This is a genomic window from Halobacillus salinarum (genome assembly GCF_022919095.1).
GTDB lineage: Bacteria > Bacillota > Bacilli > Bacillales > Halobacillaceae > Halobacillus_B > Halobacillus_B salinarum.
In genome coordinates this window covers 2,378,538-2,404,065 of sequence record NZ_CP095073.1, presented here as the reverse complement: position 1 = coordinate 2,404,065, position 25,528 = coordinate 2,378,538, and the positions used below count along the sequence as shown (strand labels likewise).

The 25,528-nt window shown below is 40.9% G+C and carries 26 protein-coding genes and 1 other RNA gene; 8 read left to right on the top strand and 19 right to left on the bottom strand.

Going from position 1 to position 25,528, the window contains the following annotated elements:
• The first annotated feature begins 26 nt into the window (after positions 1–26).
• Both ppc and MUN89_RS12370 read left to right on the top strand, forming a co-directional pair.
• Entirely contained in the window at positions 27–2,924 is a 2,898-nt protein-coding gene (gene ppc, locus MUN89_RS12375) for a phosphoenolpyruvate carboxylase (RefSeq protein ID WP_396265991.1), read from the top strand.
• A gap of 277 nt (positions 2,925–3,201) precedes the next feature.
• Positions 3,202–5,037: a cation:proton antiporter family protein gene (locus MUN89_RS12370; protein WP_244708123.1), complete on the top strand. Its 1,836-nt coding sequence runs from the start codon at positions 3,202–3,204 to the stop codon at positions 5,035–5,037.
• Positions 5,038–5,069: 32 nt separating this feature from the next.
• On the opposite strand, the gene MUN89_RS12365 is transcribed toward MUN89_RS12370, so the two are convergent.
• Positions 5,070–6,014 (bottom strand): MBL fold metallo-hydrolase, encoded by a 945-nt coding sequence (locus MUN89_RS12365; RefSeq protein ID WP_244708122.1) that lies wholly within the window; start codon positions 6,012–6,014, stop codon positions 5,070–5,072.
• A gap of 304 nt (positions 6,015–6,318) precedes the next feature.
• On the opposite strand from MUN89_RS12365, the gene MUN89_RS12360 reads away from it, so the two are divergent.
• Together MUN89_RS12360 and MUN89_RS12355 are read left to right on the top strand one after the other, a co-directional pair.
• Positions 6,319–6,519 carry a cold-shock protein gene (locus tag MUN89_RS12360; protein WP_244708121.1) on the top strand — a complete coding sequence of 67 codons (201 nt, stop codon included), beginning with the start codon at positions 6,319–6,321 and terminating at the stop codon, positions 6,517–6,519.
• A 193-nt stretch (positions 6,520–6,712) separates the two neighbouring features.
• Positions 6,713–7,105: a ribonuclease HI family protein gene (locus MUN89_RS12355; protein WP_244708120.1), complete on the top strand. Its 393-nt coding sequence runs from the start codon at positions 6,713–6,715 to the stop codon at positions 7,103–7,105.
• Positions 7,106–7,118: 13 nt separating this feature from the next.
• On the opposite strand, the gene MUN89_RS12350 is transcribed toward MUN89_RS12355, so the two are convergent.
• The 4 genes from MUN89_RS12350 to MUN89_RS12335 all read right to left on the bottom strand — a co-directional run bounded on the left by MUN89_RS12350 (position 7,119) and on the right by MUN89_RS12335 (position 9,389).
• On the bottom strand, positions 7,119–7,427 hold the full coding sequence (locus MUN89_RS12350; protein ID WP_244708119.1) for a DUF6123 family protein: 309 nt from the start codon (positions 7,425–7,427) through the stop codon (positions 7,119–7,121).
• 108 nt (positions 7,428–7,535) lie between these two features.
• The gene (locus MUN89_RS12345; protein WP_244708118.1) at positions 7,536–7,709 is read right to left on the bottom strand and encodes a hypothetical protein; all 174 of its coding nucleotides are present in this window, start codon (positions 7,707–7,709) and stop codon (positions 7,536–7,538) included.
• 81 nt (positions 7,710–7,790) lie between these two features.
• Positions 7,791–8,303, bottom strand: a complete 513-nt coding sequence (locus MUN89_RS12340; protein ID WP_244708117.1) for an isoprenylcysteine carboxyl methyltransferase family protein — start codon at positions 8,301–8,303, stop codon at positions 7,791–7,793.
• Positions 8,304–9,389 (bottom strand): type III polyketide synthase, encoded by a 1,086-nt coding sequence (locus MUN89_RS12335; RefSeq protein WP_244708116.1) that lies wholly within the window; start codon positions 9,387–9,389, stop codon positions 8,304–8,306.
• A gap of 111 nt (positions 9,390–9,500) precedes the next feature.
• Here MUN89_RS12335 and MUN89_RS12330 point away from each other — a divergent pair, with 111 nt between their 5' ends.
• Positions 9,501–9,959, top strand: coding sequence for a chemotaxis protein CheX (locus MUN89_RS12330; RefSeq protein ID WP_244708115.1), 459 nt, complete (start codon positions 9,501–9,503; stop codon positions 9,957–9,959).
• Between the two features lie 40 nt (positions 9,960–9,999).
• On the opposite strand, the gene MUN89_RS12325 is transcribed toward MUN89_RS12330, so the two are convergent.
• Positions 10,000–10,767 carry an SDR family NAD(P)-dependent oxidoreductase gene (locus MUN89_RS12325; protein WP_244708114.1) on the bottom strand — a complete coding sequence of 256 codons (768 nt, stop codon included), beginning with the start codon at positions 10,765–10,767 and terminating at the stop codon, positions 10,000–10,002.
• Positions 10,768–10,893: 126 nt separating this feature from the next.
• On the opposite strand from MUN89_RS12325, the gene MUN89_RS12320 reads away from it, so the two are divergent.
• Positions 10,894–11,436 (top strand): hypothetical protein, encoded by a 543-nt coding sequence (locus MUN89_RS12320; RefSeq protein WP_244708113.1) that lies wholly within the window; start codon positions 10,894–10,896, stop codon positions 11,434–11,436.
• An 85-nt stretch (positions 11,437–11,521) separates the two neighbouring features.
• Here the strand turns inward: MUN89_RS12320 and MUN89_RS12315 are convergent, their stop codons facing one another.
• From MUN89_RS12315 to MUN89_RS12275, 9 genes are all read right to left on the bottom strand, one after another.
• Positions 11,522–13,009, bottom strand: a complete 1,488-nt coding sequence (locus MUN89_RS12315; protein WP_244708112.1) for a carboxypeptidase M32 — start codon at positions 13,007–13,009, stop codon at positions 11,522–11,524.
• Between the two features lie 22 nt (positions 13,010–13,031).
• Positions 13,032–14,165, bottom strand: a complete 1,134-nt coding sequence (locus tag MUN89_RS12310) for a THUMP domain-containing class I SAM-dependent RNA methyltransferase (protein WP_244708111.1) — start codon at positions 14,163–14,165, stop codon at positions 13,032–13,034.
• A 92-nt stretch (positions 14,166–14,257) separates the two neighbouring features.
• Positions 14,258–14,639, bottom strand: an RNA gene (gene rnpB, locus MUN89_RS12305) — RNase P RNA component class B.
• Between the two features lie 97 nt (positions 14,640–14,736).
• Entirely contained in the window at positions 14,737–15,051 is a 315-nt protein-coding gene (gpsB, locus tag MUN89_RS12300) for a cell division regulator GpsB (RefSeq protein WP_244713758.1), read from the bottom strand.
• Between the two features lie 84 nt (positions 15,052–15,135).
• Positions 15,136–15,699 (bottom strand): SLOG family protein, encoded by a 564-nt coding sequence (locus tag MUN89_RS12295; RefSeq protein ID WP_244708110.1) that lies wholly within the window; start codon positions 15,697–15,699, stop codon positions 15,136–15,138.
• Positions 15,700–15,842: 143 nt separating this feature from the next.
• Complete coding sequence (locus MUN89_RS12290) at positions 15,843–16,292, bottom strand: CotD family spore coat protein (RefSeq protein ID WP_256464030.1); 450 nt, start codon at positions 16,290–16,292, stop codon at positions 15,843–15,845.
• Positions 16,293–16,562: 270 nt separating this feature from the next.
• Positions 16,563–16,967: a cytidine deaminase gene (gene cdd / locus MUN89_RS12285; protein ID WP_244708108.1), complete on the bottom strand. Its 405-nt coding sequence runs from the start codon at positions 16,965–16,967 to the stop codon at positions 16,563–16,565.
• 108 nt (positions 16,968–17,075) lie between these two features.
• Positions 17,076–17,435 (bottom strand): DUF1798 family protein, encoded by a 360-nt coding sequence (locus MUN89_RS12280; RefSeq protein WP_244713756.1) that lies wholly within the window; start codon positions 17,433–17,435, stop codon positions 17,076–17,078.
• Between the two features lie 58 nt (positions 17,436–17,493).
• On the bottom strand, positions 17,494–17,760 hold the full coding sequence (locus tag MUN89_RS12275) for a hypothetical protein (RefSeq protein ID WP_244708107.1): 267 nt from the start codon (positions 17,758–17,760) through the stop codon (positions 17,494–17,496).
• A 510-nt stretch (positions 17,761–18,270) separates the two neighbouring features.
• On the opposite strand from MUN89_RS12275, the gene recU reads away from it, so the two are divergent.
• Together recU and MUN89_RS12265 are read left to right on the top strand one after the other, a co-directional pair.
• Positions 18,271–18,864 (top strand): Holliday junction resolvase RecU, encoded by a 594-nt coding sequence (gene recU / locus MUN89_RS12270; protein ID WP_244708106.1) that lies wholly within the window; start codon positions 18,271–18,273, stop codon positions 18,862–18,864.
• 16 nt (positions 18,865–18,880) lie between these two features.
• Positions 18,881–21,499 (top strand): PBP1A family penicillin-binding protein, encoded by a 2,619-nt coding sequence (locus MUN89_RS12265; protein ID WP_244708105.1) that lies wholly within the window; start codon positions 18,881–18,883, stop codon positions 21,497–21,499.
• Positions 21,500–21,549: 50 nt separating this feature from the next.
• Here MUN89_RS12265 and nth read toward each other — a convergent pair whose 3' ends face one another.
• The 4 genes from nth to MUN89_RS12245 form a co-directional block, all read right to left on the bottom strand.
• A complete protein-coding gene (gene nth / locus MUN89_RS12260; RefSeq protein ID WP_244708104.1) occupies positions 21,550–22,218 on the bottom strand; it encodes an endonuclease III in 669 nt (222 codons plus the stop codon).
• 12 nt (positions 22,219–22,230) lie between these two features.
• Positions 22,231–22,917: a DnaD domain-containing protein gene (locus MUN89_RS12255; RefSeq protein ID WP_244708102.1), complete on the bottom strand. Its 687-nt coding sequence runs from the start codon at positions 22,915–22,917 to the stop codon at positions 22,231–22,233.
• Positions 22,918–23,028: 111 nt separating this feature from the next.
• Positions 23,029–24,321: an asparagine--tRNA ligase gene (gene asnS / locus MUN89_RS12250; RefSeq protein WP_244708101.1), complete on the bottom strand. Its 1,293-nt coding sequence runs from the start codon at positions 24,319–24,321 to the stop codon at positions 23,029–23,031.
• 21 nt (positions 24,322–24,342) lie between these two features.
• Entirely contained in the window at positions 24,343–25,527 is a 1,185-nt protein-coding gene (locus tag MUN89_RS12245) for a pyridoxal phosphate-dependent aminotransferase (protein WP_244708099.1), read from the bottom strand.
• Position 25,528 lies beyond the last annotated feature (1 nt).

Here is a 25,528-nt window from a genome sequence, read left to right as displayed (position 1 = left end):
TTCTATAATGGTCTTATTTTCCCTACATGGCGATCAGTGGCAGAAATCCTCACAGCCATCTGAATCATTTGACTATAAAGATTATTCTGATAACATTATTAAAACATAGCGGCGGATTGCAGAAAGAAGCCGTCATAATTGAATTTATTGAGGAAGGTGAAAGTGTGTCCACACAAACAGAAAGAAAAGATCATACAACTCCTCTCAGACGGGATGTCAATGTACTTGGAAATATCCTTGGGGATATTCTCGTCCATCATGGAGGCGAAGAATTGTTAAACAAAGTAGAGAGTATCAGGCAGCTGACTAAGAACTTGAGAAATCACTACGATCCCTCTACTTACGAAAAACTTAAAGATGAAATTTACAACCTCGAACCACCTATGCGTTCCCAGGTCATCCGCGCATTTTCAATTTATTTCCACTTAGTAAATGTAGCTGAACAAAATCACCGAATAAGACGCCGCAGAGAATATCAGACAAGAGAAGACCACGGTGTCCAGCCTTTTTCCCTGGATAGTGCCGTATTATCTCTTAAGGAAAATGATTTTTCTAAAGAAGTTATTAAGAATGTTCTCGATCAACTATCCTTAGAACTGATTATTACAGCCCACCCTACCGAGGCGACTAAGCGGACCGTTCTGGAAATTCAAAAGCGAATTGCAACAATCCTCCAGCAATTGGATCAAAAGCCCCTGACAAAGAACGAACGTGAAAATCTTGAAGAAAGTTTGTTTAATGAAGTCACTGTTCTTTGGCAGACAGATGAACTAAGACATCGTAAACCAACCGTCATGGATGAAGTGCGAAATGGGCTTTATTATTTTGATGAAACGCTGTTTGATGTGCTTCCGGATATTCACCAGGAGCTTGAATCCCGGCTGGAAGAAGCTTATCCAGGTGAAGATTGGGATGTTCCGAACTTCTTAAAATTCGGTTCCTGGATCGGTGGTGACCGGGATGGAAATCCTAATGTCACACCTGAAATTACTTGGCAGACTTTAGAAAAGCAGCAGGAATTAATCTTGGACAAGTACGAAAATGTATTGATTGAACTTATGAAAAGGTTCAGTCATTCTACGAACCGGGTTGAAGTCAGTGATGAATTATTAGCCTCAGTAAGAAAAGAAGAAGAATGGCTGCCAAATGACAAAAAGTGGCGGATGGATGCAGAGATTTACCGCAGGAAGTTTGCTGTCATTCTAGAACGGCTCCGTAAAGTAAGTAAATCTGAACACGGCTATAAAGATGCAGAAGAGCTTCTTGAAGATCTTTACTTAATTAGAAACAGTGTAAAACTGCACCAGCCTAACAAGCATGAACTTAAGATGCTTCGTAAATTAATCAGACAAGTGGAATTATTTGGTTTCCACTTAGCCACCCTTGATATTAGAAACCACAGTGGAGAACACGAAGCAGCAATCGACGAGATTCTAAGCAAGGTGGATATCGTCCAAAATTATTCAGAGTTAGCAGAAGAAGAAAAGTTAACTATTCTTGAAACAGTATTGAAGGATCCTCGCCCCATTACACTATTGAATGAAGATTATTCAGAAGAAACCCAGGAAATGCTGAAAGTGTTTCAAATGATTAGAGAAGCACATCGCGAATTCGGAGAACGGTCGATTGAAGTGTACTTAATCAGTATGACAGAATCAGCAAGCGACTTATTGGAAGTGTTGGTGCTCGCTAAGGAAGCGGGAATTTACCGGCTTCACGCCGATGGGAAAGTCGAAAGCAGGCTGAATGTAGCTCCTCTCCTTGAGACTGTTGATGATCTAGTAGCCGGACCGAAAATCTTGCAGAAGTTGTTTGATATGGAAGTCTACAGCAAACACTTACAAGAGCGAAACAATCATCAGGAGATTATGTTAGGCTACTCTGATGGAAGTAAAGATGGCGGAACACTTACGGCGAACTGGCGTCTGTATAAAGCCCAACAGGAAATTCATGACATGGCTAAGTCCTATCAAATCGGATTAAAATTTTTCCATGGCCGGGGCGGCTCACTTGGCCGGGGCGGCGGTCCGTTAAATCGCAGCCTCTTATCCCAGCCTGCCGAAACGTTGGGCGAAGGAGTAAAAATTACAGAACAAGGAGAGGTGCTTTCCTCCCGTTACCTATTGAGGGACATCGCGTACCGCAGTTTAGAACAGGCAGCATCCACGTTAGTGGAAGGAGCTGCAAATGTATCTCAGGAATCTGAACAATCTCATCACCGTGAAGAAAAATGGGAGCAGGCAATGGAGGAAATTTCGGATACCGCTTTAAAGAAATACCATTCTCTTGTATTTGATGACAGTGATTTCTTGACTTACTTTAATGAAGCTACTCCACTGCAGGAGCTGGGTGAATTAAATATAGGTTCAAGACCTATGAAAAGAAAAGACAGTTCTAAGTTTGAAAATTTACGTGCCATTCCTTGGGTATTTGCCTGGACACAAAGCCGTCAGCTTCTGCCTGCCTGGTACGCTTCAGGCACTGGTCTTAAAAGCTATGCGGCTGAAAGTGAAGATCATTTAGCAACTCTGCAGCAAATGTATCAAAACTGGCCGTTTTTCAGGTCTACCATCGATAATCTTCAAATGGCACTAACAAAAGCAGATATACAAACAGCTAAGGAATACATTGCACTTGTGCAGGATCAGACGATGGGGAATAGGATTTTTGAGAACATTGTTCAGGAATACAATGAAACGAAGGATATCCTTCTACAAATCACTGGAGATGCTGAGCTGCTTGATCAGCAGGGTACAATTCAGGAGTCTGTCCGGTTAAGAAATCCTTATGTAGATCCTTTGAACTTCCTTCAGGTAGAATTGATTAAACAACTTCGTGAAAAATCCTATGAAGATGAAGAGCTTCAAACTGAGGTGCTGCTAACCATCAGCGGCATCGCTGCAGGTTTGAGAAATACCGGTTGATAAACAAAAGCAGCGGGATAATAACCTCCCCTGCTTTTTTTCTTTGTAAGCTTTTCCTTAATGTGGCAGTGATCAACCAAATTTGAGAATTGACAGGAGCTTGTTAAATGCTGACTACCTTCTGTCATCCTTACTTAAACGAATTTCCCTTGAAAATATTGTCTTTACTATCCGCTTTTTTACACCATTACCTTTGCTTCAAAGCACTTTCATTGTATTATCATGATGGATTCGTTATTCTTATCCTAATTAAATCTGTACATAAAGAGGTGTCTGCTTGGAACATCATTCTTTAACCTCACTAATGATCGTTGTCGGGATTGCCTTTTTCATACCTATCATTTTACAAAGACTACACCTGCGGTTCATTCCGGTTGTCATAGCAGAAATTATCGCTGGATTAATAATTGGGAAAAGCGGTTTTAATCTTATATCTGAAGATCCAACACTTGAGCTTTTATCATTGCTGGGTTTTATTTTTCTCATGTTTATCAGCGGACTTGAAATAGACTTCACCGTGTTTGAAAAGAAGCGGCGCAAGCAGGAGAATCATCCAAATCCGATTGCTGCTGCTCTGCTTATTTTCCTCTCCATCCTTGTGATTTCTTTTCTCTTATCGATGATTCTTGTAGGTCTTGATTTAATTAAAGACCCCTATTTAATGACGTTAATTATCTCTACAATTTCTCTTGGGATTGTTGTTCCTGTATTAAAAGAGAGAAAAATGACAGAAGGAATATTGGGCCAGATTATTCTTCTTGTTACTATGATTGCCGATTTTACAACGATGATCCTGTTAACTGTTTATGCCATGTTTCGTGATCAGGAAGGGCTCAGGGTGTTATGGCTGTTTGTCCTTTTTCTCGCTTTCTTTCTAGCCTATCGAATTATCAAGCGTTACTTTAATTTTGCTTGGTTTAAAAGCCTGCAGAAAGGGACAACTCAACTAGGTACGAGAGGCGTATTTGCCCTCATTCTCTTGTTCGTTGCCTTGTCCGAAGTGATCGGAGCAGAAAACATCCTCGGAGCTTTTTTAGCAGGAGTAATCATCTCATTACTTGGCCCTGATGAAGATTTTGTCCATCAGCTGGATTCCTTTGGGTTCGGATTTCTCATCCCTATCTTTTTTGTCACTATTGGAGTTGATCTGAATATTTGGGAACTGTTTGTCGACCGGCAAACGCTCCTGCTTATGCCGCTTCTTCTCATTTTTATGTATGTGGCAAAACTCGTCCCTTCACTCGTTCTTAAAAAGTGGTACCCTTGGAAAGAAGTATTCAGTATCGGCATTCTCACTACTTCCAAATTAAGCCTGGTAATTGCGGCTTCAGCTATCGCGCTTGACCTTGGAGTAATCTCTGAAACATTGAACGGGGCGGTGATCTTGGTATCCATTATTACTTGCTTAATTTCCCCGGTCGTATTCACAAAGCTCTTTCCGACTACGCCTGCAAAGAAAATTCAAATCTCTATTATTGGCGCGAATCCAACAACTTTCGCCGTTGCCAGAGATTTAATGGAGGACCAGGCAGTAGTTAGAGTGTACAGCGCTTCCCAGGAAGCCGAGCACAATTTTGTCCACCCCTACCCGCTGATCAATGTCGATGAACTTTCCGTTGGTCTGTTAGAAGAAAAAGGAGCTTTTGAAGCGGATAAGATCGTTTTTGCTACCAGGGATGACGAAATCAATATCCAACTAGGCAATTACGCTAAACGTCTAGGTTTGAAGACAATTGTTGTCCGAGTAGAAGACCAGTCACTTCAAAAGAACTTAACGGATGATGAGAATGTAACTGTGTATTCTACTCTGTCGTCTACCCGTACGTTGTTGAAAGCTTTAATAGAAAATCCAGGACTCGTTAAATTAATGACTCAGCACAACAAAACCATCAAAGAGATCGTTGTCAGTCATTCCAATTACGAACACATTCCGCTTACCGAACTGCCTTTTCTCGGTGAATCGTTGATCTTACACATTTACCGTCATGGAGAAGTCATTATCCCCCATGGACATACAACTCTTCAGCTGGGAGACAAGTTACTGGTAAGTGGAAAGAGCAAAGAGTTGAGGAAGATTCGAAGAGAAGTCTCGTATCCTATCTATGTAGATTAAAAAGCAGAGAGCAGCCTGCTCTCTGCTTTTTACTATTTATCTGCCTTCATTAAATAATCAGCAATTCCTAATGCGCAAACAGCAAGATCCAGTTTAAGTATTTCATAGACGTCGTGATCATTAGATACTCCTTTTAACGTAAGAGCAGAAGAGACTTCTGTGAGCAGACGTTTTTCAATGCCCTCCACCCCTTCTCCGTCTTTCACGGCCTTCCTACCCAGCTGGACAAATTTTGGAATCCAATACTCGACTTCATCCATAGCTGCCCCGGGCTGTTCAGTTACCCCGAAGTGACCAAAAAAGAGCCGGTCCACTTTCATTTCTTTAAAATGATCAATGGATGCAAGCATGGCTTCAGGGTCAAACTGGTTCGGGGACGTGGAAGGCAGATAAAAGGTACCTCCTTCTTCTTCCGTCTGATGATAACGGATTCCAGCCGTGTCCCCAGTAAATAACCCGTTGCTTAGTGAATCATAAATCGCAAAATGGTGCTTTGCATGTCCTGGTGTATCATAAAATGTCAACGTACGATCGCGGCCAAGTTGGAGCGTTTCCCCTTCCTCCTTCACGATCAATTTATCTTCAGGAATAGGTAGAATTGGATCAAATAACTCATTAAATTGACTCCCATACACTTGCTTTGCTCCTGCAATTAGCCTTTCTGGATTGGCCAGATGACGTTTCCCTTTCGGATGTACGATAACAGAAGCGTTGGGGCATTCTTTAAGCAGGAGTCCAGCACCGCCTGCATGATCCAAATGGATATGAGTCAGCACGATGTACTTCACGTCTTCCGATTTCTTATGTAATGCTTTTAATCCATCTATTACATGCTTCACCGAAGGGCTTGGACCTGTTTCAATTAGTGTAAGTTCTTCCTCTTCTAACAAATATGTGCCGGTCCTACCTTTCATTCCAAGGTCAAAACCGTCGATAAGCTTAATTCTGTCGTGTAAATCATAAATCGTATCTTTCATCTCTTCACCCCTTTATTCATTTAATACTTCCATCTTACTACGATCCTCCCTGTTTGCAATATGGAATAATTATGAAACCTTTGTTTTTTCAGAAAAGTGTGAATAGTGCACTTTATTGTTGACGCTCCTTTTGAGATACGATATATTGTAACTAAGCAAATAGGTCGTACGGAATCATAAATGACAGGTAGTTCCCATAGAAGTGCTTTGGAATTTATATTCCACGCTTTTATGGGATTTTCTATTTCCTGCGGTCAATTTGTAATTTCCACGTTTTACGTGCAAGTCTTAGGAGGATTTTATTATGCAAAACGGTACTGTTAAATGGTTCAACGCAGAAAAAGGTTATGGATTTATCCAAATCGAAGATGGAAACGATGTATTTGTCCACTTCTCTGCCATCCAAGAGGAAGGTTTTAAAACATTGGAAGAAGGACAAACCGTTGAATTTGAAATCGTAGAAGGCGACCGCGGTCCACAAGCTGCTAATGTAGTGAAAGAATAAATAAATAATTTTACGGCAATCCCTTAAGGATTGCCGTTTTTTTAAATAATTTCCTTCCTTGATGAACGGTGTGAGTCGAGATTTTCTTGAGCACCTATCTAATCAAATTTATCGCTGCAGCAATGGACAACCGTTTTTTATATGCAGCAAAACCGTTTCACAGATCAAATCACCTTGAAAGAGGAGGATTATATTGATAGAAGTTTATACAGATGGAGCAGCAATGGGGGATCCAGGTCCCAGTGCTTGTGGAGTGTACATGAAGCACGCAGATAAACATTGGGAGTATTCCTTCCAATTAGGTGAATTATCTAACCATGAAGCGGAATTTTGGGGAGTGATCAAAGCGTTGGAAATCTGCCAAAGCGAATTTCCCGGGGAGATCATTTCCCTTAGGTCTGACTCGAGGATTGTTGTAGATACATTAGAAAAGGAATTTTCCAAAAATGAAAAATTCATCCCTTTATTAGAACGTATTCAACATTTAAAAAACGCTTTTGCCTTCGTATTTATCAAGTGGATTCCGGAGAAGCAGAATAAGAATGCAGATCGAATAGCGAGATCAGCTTTACGAGCAGAACGATAGACTGACAATGGTTTTACGACTTCGATTTCTGGTAGTTTCGAGTGTGTTGTTTCTTGGATAAGCCGCGATATTCAAGAGCCTTAAACACATGTTTTTTTGTAGTTATATAAGGTTTGGCGATGTGTTCCAAAACGCTGATAAAAAAACTGGGATCAAACGTGTGCTGGTACTTTAAGGTGATTTTTATCGCAATAATCACCTTCCATTCAGCGGCATTTACGGAATACTTGCCAAAGTAAATAAACCTCACATCTTCATCGGAAAGCTTAAATCCCTTTGTCCATAAATCTTCTAAAAAATATGCAAGTGAGTTCTGAGTCATAATACGCTCCTTACTTCAACCACTGCTCCCAGAAGTTCAGTTCCTGAAAAAATTCGACAATATTCATCATCTGCCCTATATTATAACAAAAGAAAAAGCCAAGTGGAGTTACTTGGCTGAAAAGCTTTCTTCATATGTTTTCTGCCGCTTCAGCTGATTCTTTAGCGGAGATCTTTTTAAAAGGGAAAGTACGGAATGTGCCGGTTCAGAACCAAGCTTTGACAATACCCAAATCATTAAACTGCTGTAAACAAGTACGACCAGCATAATAAGAAGGACCATTTGGCAGCCTGCCTCCCTAGTTGATAATGATTTTCATTCTAACTTAAGTATAGCAAAGCTCTTCTCAAGGTGCAACAAGAATTAATGTCTTCTGTTAAGGGCTGTATCTTCCTGAGGGATTCGAATGTAAACGACAAGAAGCAAATGCAGCAAAGGAAAAATTACAGCTGTCACGTACGCTTGGAACATGACAGGAATGACGAGCAATTCTAAAAACACAATCACGTAATTAGGATGGTCCATATACTTGTAGATCCCTCGTGCCAAAGGGGCTTCTTCTGGTAAAACGATAATCCTTGTATTCCACCTTCTTCCTAAACTAGCCATACACCATACTCTTAGCACCTGCAGAATTAGAAACAGTAGGAAGGCCGGAAGGAAAAAGGACGAAATGCCAGGAGAGATAATTATAAACTCTGCTGCAATCGACAAAAAAAATAATACATGGAGAAGAATGAACAGAAGATAATGCTTATCTCCTGTTTCTACGGCCCCGCGATCCAGCATCCATTTGCGGTTTGACCTGGCAATATATAGTTCTCCTATCCTTTCTATAATAATGAACACGTACAGAAATATTAGTACTCTGTTCATTTAAAACCACTCCAGACAAGCCATTTCTGAACTAAACCCCGGCCCTAAAGATGTCATGAGAGATTTTGTTCCTTTTTTAGGCTGAGACTGCATAGCTTCATGCAACACAAAATGTACGGTAGGAGAAGACATATTACCGTGATGCTTTAATATTTTTTTCGTATTCTCTAACATCGTTGGAGACAAATCAAGACATTTTTCATAAGACTCAATCACTTTCCTGCCTCCGGGATGAGCAACCAGAAAAGACAATTCTTTCACTTTCCATCCTTGGTCAATCAGTACCTGTTCGGCATGCGGGTACCAAAACTCTTTTACCAGCCTTGGTATACTTTTGTTAAAAATCACTTCAAATCCTTTTTCCACAATACGCCACCCCATTACCGACTGCGAATCCTTCTTTATTTTGGAACTTGTGCTGATTACCTTAGGACATGGAGCTTGAGCTTTGTAACGAAGAGGAGACTGATTTCCTGCCATTAATACAGCTGACACTCCATCACCAAACAAGGCCGTACCGACAAAATTACTAACACTAAGGTCATCGAGTTGAAAGGTCAAACTGCATAATTCAATACAAATAATGAGTACATTGCTCTCAGGTTGACCATTCAGCCATTCAGCCGCTTTTGCGACCGCACTTGTTCCTCCTGCACAGCCAAGGCCGAATATCGGCGTACGCTTCACAGAATCTTGAAAATCCATATCATTGATAATTTGTGTATCAATCGTGGGGGTAGCAATCCCTGTGGAGGAAACAAGGATGATATGATCAATATCACGGGTGGAAACAGGCGAGGTAAGGAATTGTTCAGAGGTAAAACAGGAATTTATTGCTTGTTTGGCGTAGGCTACGGATTTTTCCTGGTACATTTTATTTCGTTCAGGAAAAGAATGCGGCTGTGAAAACCAATCCAAATCGATGCTCAACTGTCTTTCCTCGATCATCGTATTTTCAAATATTGGAAGAAGCCTTTTCTTTTCCTTTGACTCCATCGGAAAGATTTTATACACATACTTTTGGAGTGTATCCTGTGAGTAATGATGTTCTGCAGTCTGAACACCTGTTGATAGAATAAAAGCCATAAAGATCCTCCTTTTCGTTTATTATTTGCAGGATCCTTCAAAATATGACATTTCCTCTAGAGATTATGGTATGATATACCCATGATTAAAGTCGCCAGGGAGGGTAAGCAGATGTCAGTAAAAAATGCTGTTGCCGAAGTACTTAATGGGAGTCTGGAATCCGTATCTCAGATCTTTCCATTTGATTTAATTGTTGAGCGTCCAGAATCCAATCTTTCTTCTATACAAATAAAAGAATTAGGAGTAATGATTGGAATGAGTGGGGATCTCCATGCAAGCCTTATTATAGAAGGGAATGAATCAAGCTTTGGTTTGATCGGGGAGCGCATGTTCGGGATGCCTTTAGAAGGAGAAATGCTGAATTCATTTACAAAAGAACTGGCCAATATGGTCGCCGGTCATCTCTCTACCAGAGTTTCCAAAAGTGATCTTGCCCTGCAAATTACTACTCCGCAGGTAATGGATACATACAGTGTTAATAGCCGCCATCATTACTCTTTTAAAATCCCCGTCCAATTTCAGGATGACCATAAACTTACACTGTTTCTAATTGTTGACAAAGGCAGTTGAAGCCCCCATGTCGATATTCAAGCAGCATGGGAGGCTTGGATTAAAATCCATAAATGGTCATTCCTCCATCTACAAATAGAGTCTGCCCTGTCATATAGTCACCTGCCTCAGATGCTAAAAAGACGGCTGCTCCAGCCAGCTCTTGTAATCTGCCAATTCTTTTTAATGGTGTCCGTTCAATGATCTCATTGACATATTCTTCATCCTGCAGCAGTTTCTCTGTCAGAGCGGTAGGAAAATACCATGGCCCAATTGCATTCACATTAATTTGATGCTTGCCCCATTCTAACGCAAGGTTTTTAGTCATTTGGATCAGGGCGCTCTTCGTCATTGCATATACGACTCCTGTTCGAAGAGCTGTATGTCCGCCAACAGAGGAAATGTTAATAATTTTTCCACCTCCATTTTCCATCATCACCTTCCCTGCGTATTGAGAAAGAAAGAAGGCACTTTTCATATTCGTTGAAACAATCTGTTCCCATTCAGCTTCACTAACTTCTTGAGCTTCACTGCGAATATTCATCCCCGCATTATTCACCCAAATGTCGATTGGCCGTCCTTCCCTCCTCTTTTCCACTTGTTCGATGATCCACTCGTGCTTATTGATATCACCGCAGATACAATATGCCTGTTGGCCAAGCATCACAACTTCCTGCTGAACAGCATTCAAGTCATCTTCATTTCTTGCAATAATGAAGACATCTGCACCTGATTCAGCAAACGCCATCGTAATAGCCTTGCCAATCCCCTTCGTTCCTCCTGTAATGACGGCTAGTTTATTCTTAAGTGAAAAACTGGGCAGATACATCCCGGACCTCCTAAGTTCAATTAATAAATGAATTTTCAGTATATTATAACATTTTTGCTAATTCTTTACATTTTCTAATAATGCCTTTACACTATACATGATTAAAGAAAATGGGGGTTTTTACATATGAAAAAATGGCTAATTGCGTTAGGTCTGACCTCTGCACTTATTGCAGCTGGATGCAGCAGTTCTGATGAGGGAAATACAAACGGAGATTCCCAATCAGAAGAAACATCAGACAAAAGTAACGACGAGCAAGCTATGAAAAAAGAAGTTCTAAATGCACAAATGAACCTGAAGGATACTTTCCATCCTTATCAAAGTAAAATCTCGGCTTACCAAAGTGCAGTAGCTGCTGAAGAACCTGACGAGGAACAAATAAAATCCACTGGGGAAGAAGCAAAGAAAGCAGCCCAAGATGCAGCTAAGGAAGCCGAAAACTACGAAGTAAAAGCAGATCTTTCCGATGAAGCTATCTCTACTTATGAAGAAGCACTGCCTTCTTTACAAGCTTACTATGAAGGTGTTGCTGAAGCTCTTAACAACGGATTGAAAGATGCAGACCTTTCTAAAGCAGAAGAAAAATTTACTGAATTCAATGATACTTTAGGAAAAATCTATGAAGATGTCGGCCTTAACCCGCCTGATATGATGAAAGAATTCTCCTAATAAGTAAACAATGATTAGAATGTAATGGCTGCCGGGACTCTTTGTCCTGACAGCCATTAATCATTTCTCAATCAAATTTCCTTACTCAAAACTTATAAATATGCTGATATTTTTGAGAAAGGTAATCAACCAAATACTTAGGATTTAATCGTTCCTTTGTGACATCCTCAAGAATCTCTAGCGGCTTTTTCATTTTTCCATATCGATGGATGTTGGAAGCAAGCCACTGTTTAATACGGTTAAATTCCCCGGCCTGAATGATGCGGTCGACATCAAGTTCCTTCCGTATGGAAGCATTAAATTGAGCTGCATACATATATCCTAGCGCGTAGGAAGGAAAATAACCGAAATCCCCTCCTGCCCAGTGGATATCCTGTAGAACTCCCTCAGCATCGTTTCTAGGCGTGATGCCTAAGTAATCTCTCATTTTTTCATTCCATAATAAAGGAAGGTCTTTGACTTTTATTTCGCCACTAATCAATGCTTTTTCTAATTCATAGCGAATCATTATGTGGAGACAATAAGTCAGCTCGTCAGCTTCAATACGAATGTAAGAAGGTTTTACTTCATTGACCGCTTTAAAAAAATCAGTAAGAGGCACATCTTTAAAATGCGCAGGAGCGTATTTTTGGAATAAATGATAGTGGTTCTGCCAAAACGATTCACTTCTTGCAACAAAGTTTTCCCAAAACAACGACTGTGATTCATGGATCCCCATAGAAGTCCCGGTTGCTAACGGAGTAAAAGAAAGCTCTGGAGAAATATTCTGCTCATATAGAGCATGTCCTCCTTCGTGAATGGTGCCAAATACAGCCGTTCTAAAATCTTCTTCATCATATTTGGTCGTAACACGTACATCATTCACATTCAACCCGATAGCAAAGGGGTGGACCGTTTCATCAAGCCTGCCTGCTTCAAAGTCATACCCCATTCTTGCCAGAATTTCTTTACTGAATTTGGCTTGTTGTTCTTTCGGAAAATGACCTCTTAATATTGAAGGATCCGGCTGTTCATCTGCTTTCTTTATTTTATTTAATAGCTCAGTTAAAGCTGCTTTCAAATCCGGGAATACTTGATCTAATTTCTTCACAGTTATTCCAGGCTCATAATTGTGGAGAAGTGCATCATACGGGTGGTTTTTATAGCCCCAATATTCCGCAAACGTTTGATTATATTCCACTAGTTTTTCCAAATAAGGCTGAAAACTAGCAAAATCACTTTCATCTTTCGCTTTTCCCCATACTGCTTCAGCCTTTGACTGAAGTGTTACATAATCCCGGTATTCCTCTATAGGGATTTTTGACGTCCGTTCAAAATCTTCTTCTGATTCCAGAAGTGCTTTTTCAGTCACTGAATCAGGAAATCGTCCTTTTAATGACTCAATTAAATGCTTCATTTCTTCAGACGTTTGCAACTGGTGAACCTTTTGAGATAGTACTCCGATTACCTCAGCCCGGTTGTCCATACCCTTAATTGGAGCTTTCGTCCTCATATCCCAGGCCATTAACCCGATAGCTTCCTTGTAGGCCATCTGTTCTTTGAGTAAATCCATATAACGCTCTTGTTCCTTCATCTCATCATCCTAACTCCATTTTTTACTCGTGTCTGCCAAAATACTGATAATAGTCTGTTTTAATAAATCCATTAAACAGCTTGCGCTTTTTAGAAGCTTGGCTGCCATACAATTGCTCAAATTGCTCATGGGAAGTAAGGATGTAGACACTCCATGAAGGAAAGTCCCTCATCATTGCTCCTAAATCACGGTACATTTGCTCCACTTCTTTTCGTTCGCCCATTCTTTCTCCATATGGGGGGTTGGAAATTAAGTACCCATTTTTCCGCTTCGGTTTAAAATCGGTCATCCGCATCTGCTTCCACGTTATTAAATCACCGAGCCCCGCTTCTACAGCATTCTGCTTCGCGATATTAATTAATTCTGGATCAATATCAGATCCTGTGATATCAAGAGGCTGGTCGTATTTTGCGAAATCTTCTGCTTCTTCAAATGCCCGCTCCCAATCCGGCTGAGGAATAAACGACCAATTTTCTGAAGCAAACTCCCTGTTAAAGCCTGGAGCAATGTTCTGTCCAATTAGTGCAGCCTCAATCGCAATAGTCCCGGAACCGCAAAACACATCTATAAAGGGATGGTCAGGCTTCCAATTAGTAAATTGAACTAAAGCAGCAGCTAACGTTTCCTTTAATGGTGCCTCCCCCTGACCCACGCGATATCCTCTTTTATGTAGTCCGCTCCCTGATGTGTCGAGGGTCAGCAATACTTCATCTTTGTGCAGAGCTACTTCCACTCGATATAAAGCTCCTGTTTCTTTTAGCCAGGACGCAATTCCGTATTTCTTTTTGAGTCTTTCGACAATTGCTTTTTTTACAATCGCCTGACAGTCTGGCACACTGTAAAGCTTTGATTTGATGGATTTTCCGACTACAGGAAACTGCCCGTCTTCAGAAATAAAAAGCTCCCACGGCAGGGCTTTTGTTTTTTCAAACAGTTCATCAAACGTAAACGCTTTGAACCTTCCCACCTGGAGCTTTATCCTATCTGCGGTCCTCAGCCACAGATTGGCTCTAGGAATAGCTGAAGCATCTGCCGTAAACACTACTCTTCCATTTTCGACTTGCACATCCTGGTAACCCAATGCTTTGACTTCTCTTGCAACACTTGCTTCAATTCCCATAGCAGCTGTTGCGATCAATGTCACTTGCTGAGACATCCCACATAACCTCCCTATGTATCAAAAAACCCTTCTAAAAAGCTTATGGCTTTTCAGAAGGGTGTCTCTGTTTGCAATACGACCTTTGAATACTCTGTAAGCCATGTTCTGTTCCATCGTACTACAAGCGGCGGTCAACCTCGTACTCCGGTGGTAATCATCTATCTGCTGATGAATCAGCCTCTTTACTGGTTGAATTCCCGTCAAAGAGTGCCCCTACCTTAATTTGGGTTGCTCGCTCGAGGGGTTTACCTCGTTCCACCCAAAACATTTCTGTTTTGACTACGTCACTGTGGCACTTTCAAGGTATTTATACCTTATCCAATCAAGGACTTAGGTACTTTCCCTGCCGTTAGTCTATTGACTACCCTGACTTATGGTTTCGTCAGGCACGAACACTACAAACATCTCAGTTTGTGCGAGCATGGACTTTCCTCTGTACAGCTTTACACCATACAGCGATTACCCGAGTATTCAAATACTGGTATTAAATAATTTAGTGCATTACGCACAGAAGTAAATTATAACAGAACTAAAGTAATTTGTCAGCATGAAACATTTTACAATTGAATTATTCCACGTATTTCTTACCAAAAACGGCTTTTTCTAAATTGGATACCCTTTTCAAAATATCATAATTGACCTGTCCATTAGATGCTGCAGGCTGTTTAGTCCGAGAAGAAGTATCTCTCGCAGGCTGACGTTTTAATCGATCGTTTTCCTGCTGTAATCGTTCTATTTCATGAGTTAATTTTTCATAATCCTGAATAATCAAATCCAAATATTCATCGACTTCTTCCTGATTATACCCTCGCATAGATGTCTTAAAATCTTTTTCCAATATATCTTTACCATTTAAATTCGTATTTATTAAACTCAATTTCATCACCTCTGTTTCACACATTAGTTATATTTTTTCAAAACCTGGCTGAAATGTCAATTTTCAATCCACCTCAAGCAGTTGATTATTTTATTGATTAAAATAATCAGAATCGCTCATACGGATTTCTTCTACAGTTTCCTCAAGATCCAGCGGGGTTATGTAAAGAACAGGGTATTCCTTCGTTTGCCTTTGGTTTTCAGCTTCTTTAAGAAAGTATTCGGGGCTTCCTTTTGTTTCTTCATCAAAAAGGACCAGGCACCCTTGTGAATGTGCAACTAAAAATTTATCTTTAGCTTTAAACTGAAAGGGTCCTTCATAACCACTATTATAGATAGGCTGATAAAAATCTGCCACCATGGTTAATTCTTCATAAGCTTCTTTCCAAGCCTCCGGCCATCGTTCGTGCTGATTTTCAAAGGGTGGAAGGACTCCTAGATGCACATCATAGTCCTTCTGTAAATCCAATACGGCTTGTCCTGCCCAAATTTCAACACCCATCTGAGCAGAAATGAGTACCCATTCCAAACCCTCTTCCAATAAGGAAACTAGTTTTTTCATAATTGTTTTCTTAATAAAATCAATTTTAGGATCGTCATACTTAAATATTCCCATCTCCATTGGTTTATAACCTGTTATTACAATAGTTTTCACTTTATCACTCTCCAGCTTCCATTGTATATGATGAGAATAGGCAAAATCTAAAATTTTTCGATTATAAAAATAGCCACTTCCTATCCGGATAGAAGTGGCCGGTGGCATATTCGTTTACAGTTTCCTCATTAGCCTTCCTGTAACTACATTCCTTGTGGCATCTGCATTCCCTGCGGCATCTGCATTCCCTGCGGCATCTGCATTCCCTGTGGCATCTGCATTCCCTGTGGCATCTGCATTCCCTGTGGCATCTGCATTCCCTGTGGCATCTGCATTCCCTGTGGCATCTGCATTCCCTGTGGCATCTGCATGCCTTCTGGCATTTGCCCCATTGCTCCTTGTGGCATACTACCCATCCAATCAAATCCTTCAGGTAATTCTCCCTGAGGCATGTTATAAGATTGAACTTGGAAGTTATTTTCTTCTGAAGCTGTAACAGGAAAGTAATTAAAATTATTCAAAAGATGATGGTTTCTAATGGATACATGAGTAGGATGAATATAATCTTGGTTCTCAACAAAGTAATTATCCAATACACAATGCTGAACAGGGCAAACAATCGGTTCCCTGCGGCATCCGCATGGGTCACTCATATGATGGTACATGAGAAAAGTCCACTCCTTTTAATTTATTCCTTAACAGCCTATGTTGCAGCGGGAGAGGATGTACTAGGCGATATCATTATATCCAGCTATAAAAAGCTTCTACCCGTATAAAATTCAGGAAAAAAGAAAAGAAAGGATGGTTTCCAAAAAGCTAAATTACAGCTCCTGGAACTATTGAAGAACACCATTACACAAAAAACACCAATAAAAAACTTGTAGAAAACAACGATTTCCCTACAAGCAGTTGTATATATGTAGTTAAGAATCTTCTTTTAAATCGGACGCTGCAAAAGAAAACGGCAGCAGCTCTTGCATTGTCATCGTTTTGAGCTCTCCTTTAAGGTTGGAAGCGTGGATCTCAACATCCTGGTCAAAAAACTCGCTCATGACTTGACGGCATGAACCACATGGAGGTACAGGACGTTCCGTATCCGCTACCACAGCTATTTCCTTAAAATCATAACAACCGTCTGATATCGCTTTAAAGATTGCCACTCTCTCAGCACAGCAAGTAACAGGATAAGCTGCATTTTCTATATTACAGCCAGTAAACAGCTTCCCTTCTTTAGTAAGGAGAGCCGCCCCAACTTTGAATTTTGAATACGGAGTATATGCTTGTTTCCTTATTTTTTCTGCCTCTTTAACCAACTGTTCTTTTTTCATTTCGTTGACCTCCTTGTACTAGGGAAGACAATTATAAAAGAGTCCGCATTATTTGTAAAGCGATTTCAATAAAAGAGCCCCTCTTTTAAAAGAGAGGCGGCCATCCCATTAATCCGTCATCCGATTGAGATCAGCTAGGATCATGTCCAGCACATAGTGCGCGGATTGGAACAGCTCCTTATATCGTTTCCTTTGTACATCAAGATAATAGCTGTGTAAAATAAGCATTTCAATATTTTCATGAGTGGATTTTATCTGATTAGGATGAACGCGCACATCACGGGCCTTTACGAATTCCTCCGCCTGCTCTCTCCACGTTTGATTCCATTCAAAATAAGGCTTCGTTTCACTTTTTACCCGCTCAAAAAATTCATGGTCTTTTTTATCAATGGGGCCAGTTGTATTAATGAATTGCTCGTGAAGACGATCAATAAGTTGTTTAAGCTGCTGCGTATTTTCTTCTAACATCACAAGCCTCACACCTTTTTTCTTAACCCTACCACGGACAGCCAAACACAATCAATAATTAAACGACAGAACGATTTTTGGCAAGCTGGGACACTTTCTTAATATACGAAGATTTTTGGTCTTGTTTCACTTTTTTTAACTGCTCCTGCAAGTGAATCACTTCTTCTTTAAGCTGGTCAATTTCTTTCCTATGAGAAACGGCCATAGTAAACACAATCTCATCTGCCTTTAAGGAGAGACTCCGTTCCAATAATGAAAATTTTTCTCTCAGCCGTATCAGCTGTTCTTCAAACTCAGCAGAGTTTACAACAGGACTTTTAGCCATTAGACATCTCCTCCTAAAGCTTGTTATAGCCTATATTCTCCTTGGCATGCATAACTCCTTTATGCTTGACAAGACTAGAAGCAAAGCTACAAAACAAGTCAAAAAAAAGTTGTAGCTTCGACAAAGGAGAATTTAGATGCCTAAGAAAAAGAAACAGCCAAAAGCTAAAAAACCAGCTCCAGCTAAAACAGATAATCCTAAATTAGCCGGTGAAGACAGACCAGCAACTTAACCTCATTGCCCGCAGCATTTCTATTTGCTGCGGGCATTTAAATAACCCCTTAAAAAACGCTGCTTTTTCGAATACATAAATAGACATGACAATGGATATAAAGACAATGGATATAAATCTGTTTGTTTTTTGTTATTCTGGTCATCAAATGGGTATCGTACTATAATAAAATGAAACCTTTCCACCTTTTCTTTCGTTTTATTAGAGGATGATTTTATATTATCTTTAGCGCTAATTTTTTGGTATGATACTCTCATGGCAACAGGGAGGGATGATGAATGAACTATCCCAATGGAAGGAAAGAAGTGCAAAAGCACTTTCCCGCGAAAAACAAACCGACAAGTTCAGGATATGGTAACCGGGGAATGTCACTGGAAGATGATATTATGGCTACTAACGACTATTATTTACAAGCAAAAATGGCGGTCGTTCATAAAAAGCCGACACCCGTGCAAATCGTCAATGTGGATTACCCGAAAAGAAGTGCAGCTGTGATTAAGGAAGCCTATTTTAAGCAGGCTTCCACGACAGACTTTAATGGAGTTTACCGAGGGTTGTATGTGGATTTTGAGGCGAAGGAAACGAGAAATAAGAATTCTTTTCCTTTAAGCAATATTCATCAGCACCAGATTGACCACATGAAAGCCGTCCTTCAGCATGGAGGAGTATGCTTCTTGATTATTAAGTTTACTCCCCTGGAAGAAATATACTTTCTGGAAGGAACGAAACTTTTCACATTCTGGGACGACCAATTTCAAGGGGGACGTAAATCCATACCTTATTCATACATTTGTGAAGAAGGACACTTAATCCCCTTCCATTTCCAGGCGCGAGTCAATTATGCGTCTGTATTGGATAAGCTCTATTTCTGAATTGGAGGAAATGTAAATGGCAAACGACAGCCAGTCTCGTACAGCGAGAAGGAAACAAATGAATAGCTCTAAAAAAGGCAAAAGTGGATCTAAATTTAAAAAAATAATGATGATCTTGATAACTATAGGACTCGTCCTCTTTATAGGGGTAGGAAGTTTATTTGCTTATTATATTTCAACCGCCCCCGCTTTGGATGAATCGCAATTATCCGATCCGTTTTCATCAAAAGTATATGATATGAATGACAATCTCATCACTGACTTAGCAGGTGCCGAACGCAGAACAAAAGTCACTTATAATGATCTGCCGCCTGTTCTCGTTGATGCCGTTATTGCTACAGAGGATTCGCGGTTCTTTTCCCACATGGGGATTGATTTTAAAAGAATATTAGCAGCCGTTTGGGCAAACATCACAGGTGGATTCGGTGCAGAAGGAGCCAGTACGATTACCCAGCAGGTTGTAAAAAAATCCTTTCTCACTGATAAGAAAACTCTAGAAAGAAAAGTGCAGGAGCAGTACCTCGCCATTAAATTGGATCAGGATTATTCCAAAGAACGGATATTGGAAATGTACTTAAACAAGATTTATTATGGCTCAGGTGCTTACGGTGTTTCAGAGGCAGCCAAAACTTATTTTGGCGTTGATGAACTGAAAAAACTGACACTTCCACAAGCAGCTCTATTGGCCGGACTTCCTCAACGTCCATCCGGCTATGACCCAACGAAGCACCCGGACCTTGCAAAGAAACGGATGAACACCGTACTTAGTCTTATGGTTCAACATGGCAAGATCTCACAAAAAGAAGCGGATAAGGCAAAGAAAACGAAGATTGAAGATTTGCTAGTGAAGCAGAACAAGGAAAAAGATACGCCTTATAAAGCATTCATCGATCGAGTTGAAAAAGAAGTTAAACAAAAAATGGATGGCGCAGACATTTATAAAGATGGACTGAAAATCTATACGACGCTTGACCCTAAAGCTCAGCAAATTGTTCAGCAATCCTTGAGTAACGAAGGACCAATTTCATGGCCGGATGAAAATTTACAATCTGGAATCGCGGTAACTGACACTCAGACGGGGGCGATTCGAGCCATAGGAGGCGGCAGAAATTATAAAGAAGGAAACTATAATTTCGGAACAGATATAAAACGCCAGCCCGGTTCCACCTTTAAACCGATTACTGCTTACGGACCTGCTATTCAAAATGAAAAATGGTCCACTTATCACCAAATCAATGACGAAGAGATTGATATAAACGGCTATAAGCCTGAGAACTATAACGGCCAGCACTACGGATGGGTAAGCGCCCGCTATGCACTCAGCCGTTCTTTAAACGTACCTGCAGTCAAAACACTGAACGAGATTGGACTTGATCGTTCCAAAAAGTTTGCCGAAGGCTTAGGTATTAATTTTAAAGATGATACTATTCGTCTATCAGACGCTATTGGAGGTTCTGGAACAGGAGTGTCTCCCCTTCAAATGTCAGCTACCTATGCAGCCTTTGGGAATGAAGGAGTTTACAATGAACCTTATTCGGTTAGAAAGGTTGAAGTAAACGGCGAGAGTCACAGTTTAAAACCAGAACCCCATTCTGCTATGAATAGTTACACTGCCTACATGATTACTTCGATGTTAAAAACGGTCATGTCAGAAGGTACAGGGACGAGTGCAAATATCTCGGGTCTTCCTGTTGCAGGTAAAACCGGAACTACTAACAGAGACGCTTCCGGTGGCAGCACTGTTACTCCGGATTCATGGTTTGATGGTTATACGACGAATTATTCCGTTTCCATTTGGACAGGATACAGTGATCCAGACGAGAATTTAACATCAGGCATGCAGGGCATTCCGAAGCAGCTGTTTAAAAATGTGATGTCACAAATCTCTGAAGGCAAGGATACAAAAGACTTTACAAAGCCTGATACAGTCAAATGGGTAGGCGTTGAAAAAGGGTCAAACCCTGCTAAACTGCCAAGTGATTACACACCAGACAGCCAGATTGTAAAAGAATTGTTCCATGTAGATAATATGCCTTCTGAGGTTTCAAACCAATTCCAGAAACTGAATCCGGTCGAGTCTTTATCTGCTAAATACAATGAAGACTCTGGCTCTATTCAAGTGAAATGGGATTACCCTGATAAAGAAGGGGTGTCCTTCAGGGTTACCGTTTCTGTGGATGGAAGAGATCAACGGGAACTTACAACTACGAAAGATAAAAGCCTTGATGTATCTATGATCCAGCCAGGATCCACTTATGAGTTTACAGTGACGGCCGTAAGCGACGATGATTCGGCAGAAAGCAGTGATCCTGCCTCTGTATCGGTAGATCTTCCTGGAGAAGAAGAAAACCCTGATGAAGGACAGAACCCTGATGAAGGGCAGAACCCGGATGAAGGACAGAACCCTGATGAGGGGCAGAACCCGGATGAAGGACAGAACCCTGATGAAGGACAGAATCCTGATGAAGGGCAGAATCCTGATGAAGGGCAGAACCCTGACGAGGGGGATGGACAAGGAGGAGAAAATAACGAAAATGACTCCTCAAATAACTCAGACAACGGCAGTAACGATGGATCAAATCAGAATAATAGTAATTCCAACTCTACGGAGCAGAACTCTGATGAAGCTGCGTAATTAGATAAGTAAAACCCGCAATGAAGACATGAGCTTCGTTGCGGGTTTTTTTACTTCCCTTCTGCTGCTTTGTTCATTTTATTCATTCGTTTTTGTCCTTCGCGGCATAAAAATAACAACGGGCATTCCGGACATTCCGGACGTTTAGCCTTACAATGATAACGACCAAAGAAGATCATCCTGTGGTGCGAAACGCTCCATTCCTCTTTTGGGATTTTTCTCATTAATGTTCTCTCTACTTCAAGTACTGAATCCTTCCATCTACAAAAGCCGAGCCTTTTCGATACACGTTCAACATGAGTATCTACTGCTATTGCTGGAACATGAAATGCAACGGATGCCACTACATTTGCTGTTTTCCTTCCAACTCCAGCAAGACTCTCCAGCTCCTCTTTCGTTTCTGGAACGACTCCATTAAATTTCTCCACTAATGTTTTTGACAGCTTTTTAATATTTTTGGCTTTATTACGATATAAACCAATGGATTTGATATCATTTTGAAGTTCTTCGACTGTCACTTCCAAAATATCTTCCGGACCTTTATATTTTTGAAAGAGTCCAGGAGTGACTTTGTTCACAAGAGCATCTGTGGCTTGGGCAGATAATACAACCGCTACAAGTAATTCGAACGGATTATTATGAACAAGCTCACACTCTGCATCTGGAAACATTTCTTGAAACGTATCTAAACAATAGCGAATCTGCTTGCGATTTAGCATTTCAATCCCCCTTTACTCTTCCAGCCAATTATAGTACAAAGAAACATCTCTTTTTTGAGAAGGCTCTTCTTGAGCTGTCCGCTTCACTTGAGCTTGACGAAATTGTTTACCATGCTGTCTCGCTTGTTCAACCGTATGAATCCCTTTACGTTTCCATTCTCTCAAAATTCGATCAATGTATTTGAAGTTTAGTTTTCCCATTAATACAGCTTCTCTCAAGGCTGCTTTTATTAAGACTGGAGGCTGCTCCTCCTCATCAATCCATATATTGATGTTTTCAATCTCGAAAGGGGATAATGGCCTTCCGAATTCCTGCTCAAAAAGAGGAAAAATGTTTTCTTCAAATTCCTGGCTGCTTTGGCTTTTGACAGGAGCATAAGTAAAAAGCCGCTCCCACAGAGGCTCAAGGGAATAACACTCTTTCAAAACGTCCTCTTCCTTATGCTCTTCAATAGTTAACAACTGTTTCTGAATAAGACTCCTTAATAGCTTGGAGCATTCCTGACTAGAAAAAGATAAACATTCAGCCAGTTCCTCAGGTGTAGGAAAGGCATTGTCCTCCCATTGGTAACGGTAGATGTGGAGAATAACGGCCAGTTCTTTCTCATCCATTCCTAACTTTAAATAGCTGGTTAGTAATTGGGCAGGCAATGGAATTTGGTGGTTCATAATCGTTTGGAAGCTTTGGTATTTCGGCATACTCTCACCTCATTTCTAATATTCCTGTTGAATCTTTCTCGTTTTTTGAACCTAAAAACACCGATAACGTTCTTAAGGAACGATCGGTGTCTTTTAGACGGGCTTCTGAATTTATGGATATAGACGATTGAGAAGCCTCGGGAACGGTATGGTTTCACGAACGTGCTCCACTCCTGAAAGCCACGCTACTGTTCTTTCCAATCCCAAACCGAAACCGGAGTGCGGGACACTTCCGTATTCGCGAAGTTGTAAATACCATTGGTACGCATCACCAGAAAGGCCATGTTCTTCGTAACGCTGCTTCATAAGCTCTAGATCATCAATTCGCTGAGAGCCGCCAATGATTTCACCATATCCTTCTGGGGCTATCAGATCAGCACATAGGACCACTTCAGGGCGTGAAGGATCAGGTTTCATGTAAAAGGCTTTAATATCTGCCGGATAATTTGTGATAAAAACCGGCTTATCGAAGCTTTCTGCAATGGCTGTTTCGTGTGGAGCCCCGAAATCTTCTCCCCACTCGATATCTGTAAACCCTTTTTCTTTTAAAAGCTGAACAGCTTCGTCATACGTAATTCTAGGAAACGGTGCTTTAATCTTGGATAACTTAGACGTATCTCTTCCCAGTGTGTCAAGCTCAATCTTACAATGAGAAAGCACGGCTTGTACAACATGGCTGACGTATTGTTCCTGAACTTCCAGACTGTCATTATGATCCATAAAAGCCATTTCAGGTTCAATCATCCAAAACTCAATCAGGTGTCTTCTTGTTTTTGACTTTTCAGCACGAAATGTAGGTCCAAAACTAAAAACTTTCCCGAACGCCATCGCGGCCGCTTCCATGTACAGCTGGCCACTTTGAGATAAATAAGCGTCCTCTTCAAAGTATTTCGTACGGAACAGCTCCGTCGTTCCTTCCGCGCTTGAACCGGTAAGAATCGGAGGATCAATTTTTACATAACCTTGACTATTAAAGAACTCATAGGTGGCGCGGATGATTTCGTTTCTTATTTTCATAACCGAATGCTGACGGCTTGAGCGAAGCCATAAATGTCTATGGTCCATCAGGAACTCTGTTCCATGTTCCTTTGGAGTAATGGGATAATCAACAGCTTCATGGATCACCTCAAAATCATTGACTTGCATTTCAAAACCAAGCGGTGATCGTGTGTCTTCTACAATTTTTCCAGTTACATAGAGAGAAGATTCTTGCGTAAGGGCCTTTGCTTGTTGGAATTTATCGTCCCCAATTTCAGCTTTTACTACGATCCCCTGCATAAAACCGGTACCGTCTCTTAATTGAAGAAATGCTATTTTACCGCTGGACCGCTTGTTAGCGATCCAGGCTCCAATGGTTACTTCTTCTCCTACGTGCTTTGATACTTCCGAAATCGTTGTTTTCACAATCATACCTCCAGCTGTACGTTATAATTGATGCTCTTTGACAAATTTATGAATGCGAGATGCCGCTTCTTTCAGCTGTTCCAGAGAAGTAGCGTAAGATAAACGGACATTTTCCGGGGAGCCGAAACCAGATCCAGGAACTAGGGCAACCTTCTCTTTCTCTAAAAGCGTCTTCACCCAATCATCGACGTTATTAAACCCGCATATTTCAGCCGCTTCTTTCACATTAGGAAAAAGATAAAACGCTCCTGAAGGTTTTACGCATTCTACTCCTGGAATTTCCGTCATCCATCCATAAAGAGCTTCTAAACGCTCTTTAAACGCTTCTCTCATCTTGATCACTTCTTCTTCTGAAGAAGTATAAGCGGCCAGGGCCGCATACTGAGCTACAGAAGTCGGGTTCGAAGTTGAATGGGAAGCCATGTTCGTCATTGCTTTGATAACCTCTTTATTTCCTATTGCATACCCAATTCTCCAACCAGTCATGGAATGTGATTTGGATACACCATTAATAATAATGGTCTGGTCAAAAAGCTGCTCCGATAACTGCGCCATAGATATATGGGCTTCCTGTGAATAAATTAATTTCTCATAGATTTCGTCGGAAACGATGAGGAGGTCATTTTCGACACATACTTCACCAATAGCCTCCAGTTCTTCTCTGGAATACATCATTCCTGTAGGATTGCTGGGAGAGTTAATAATGACAGCTTTCGTTTTAGGTGTGATCGCTCGTTTTAATTGTTCAGGAGTGATCTTGAAACGATTTTCTTCCTGAGCCTGCACGAATACAGGTTTTCCTTCAGCGAGTTTAATTTGTTCCGGGTAACTGACCCAGTATGGCGCAGGGACAATCACCTCATCACCTTCGTCGAGAAGCACTTGGAATAAGGTAAACAAAGCATGTTTGGCACCTGTGGTAACAATGACTTGTTCATTTGTGTATTCCAAATCCAAGTCCCGCTTCATTTTTGCCACAATGGCATTTTTTAATTCAGGCACACCACCTGAAGGGGTGTATTTCGTCTTACCTTCGTCCATTGCTCTTTTGGCAGCTTCTAAAATATACTCGGGGGTATTAAAATCAGGTTCCCCTGCTCCGAGACCGATCACATCATGTCCTTCTGCTTTCAGTGCTTTGGCTTTTGCTGTAATTGCGAGCGTACTTGATGGAGTTAAAGACTGTACGCGCTGAGCTAATTTCATT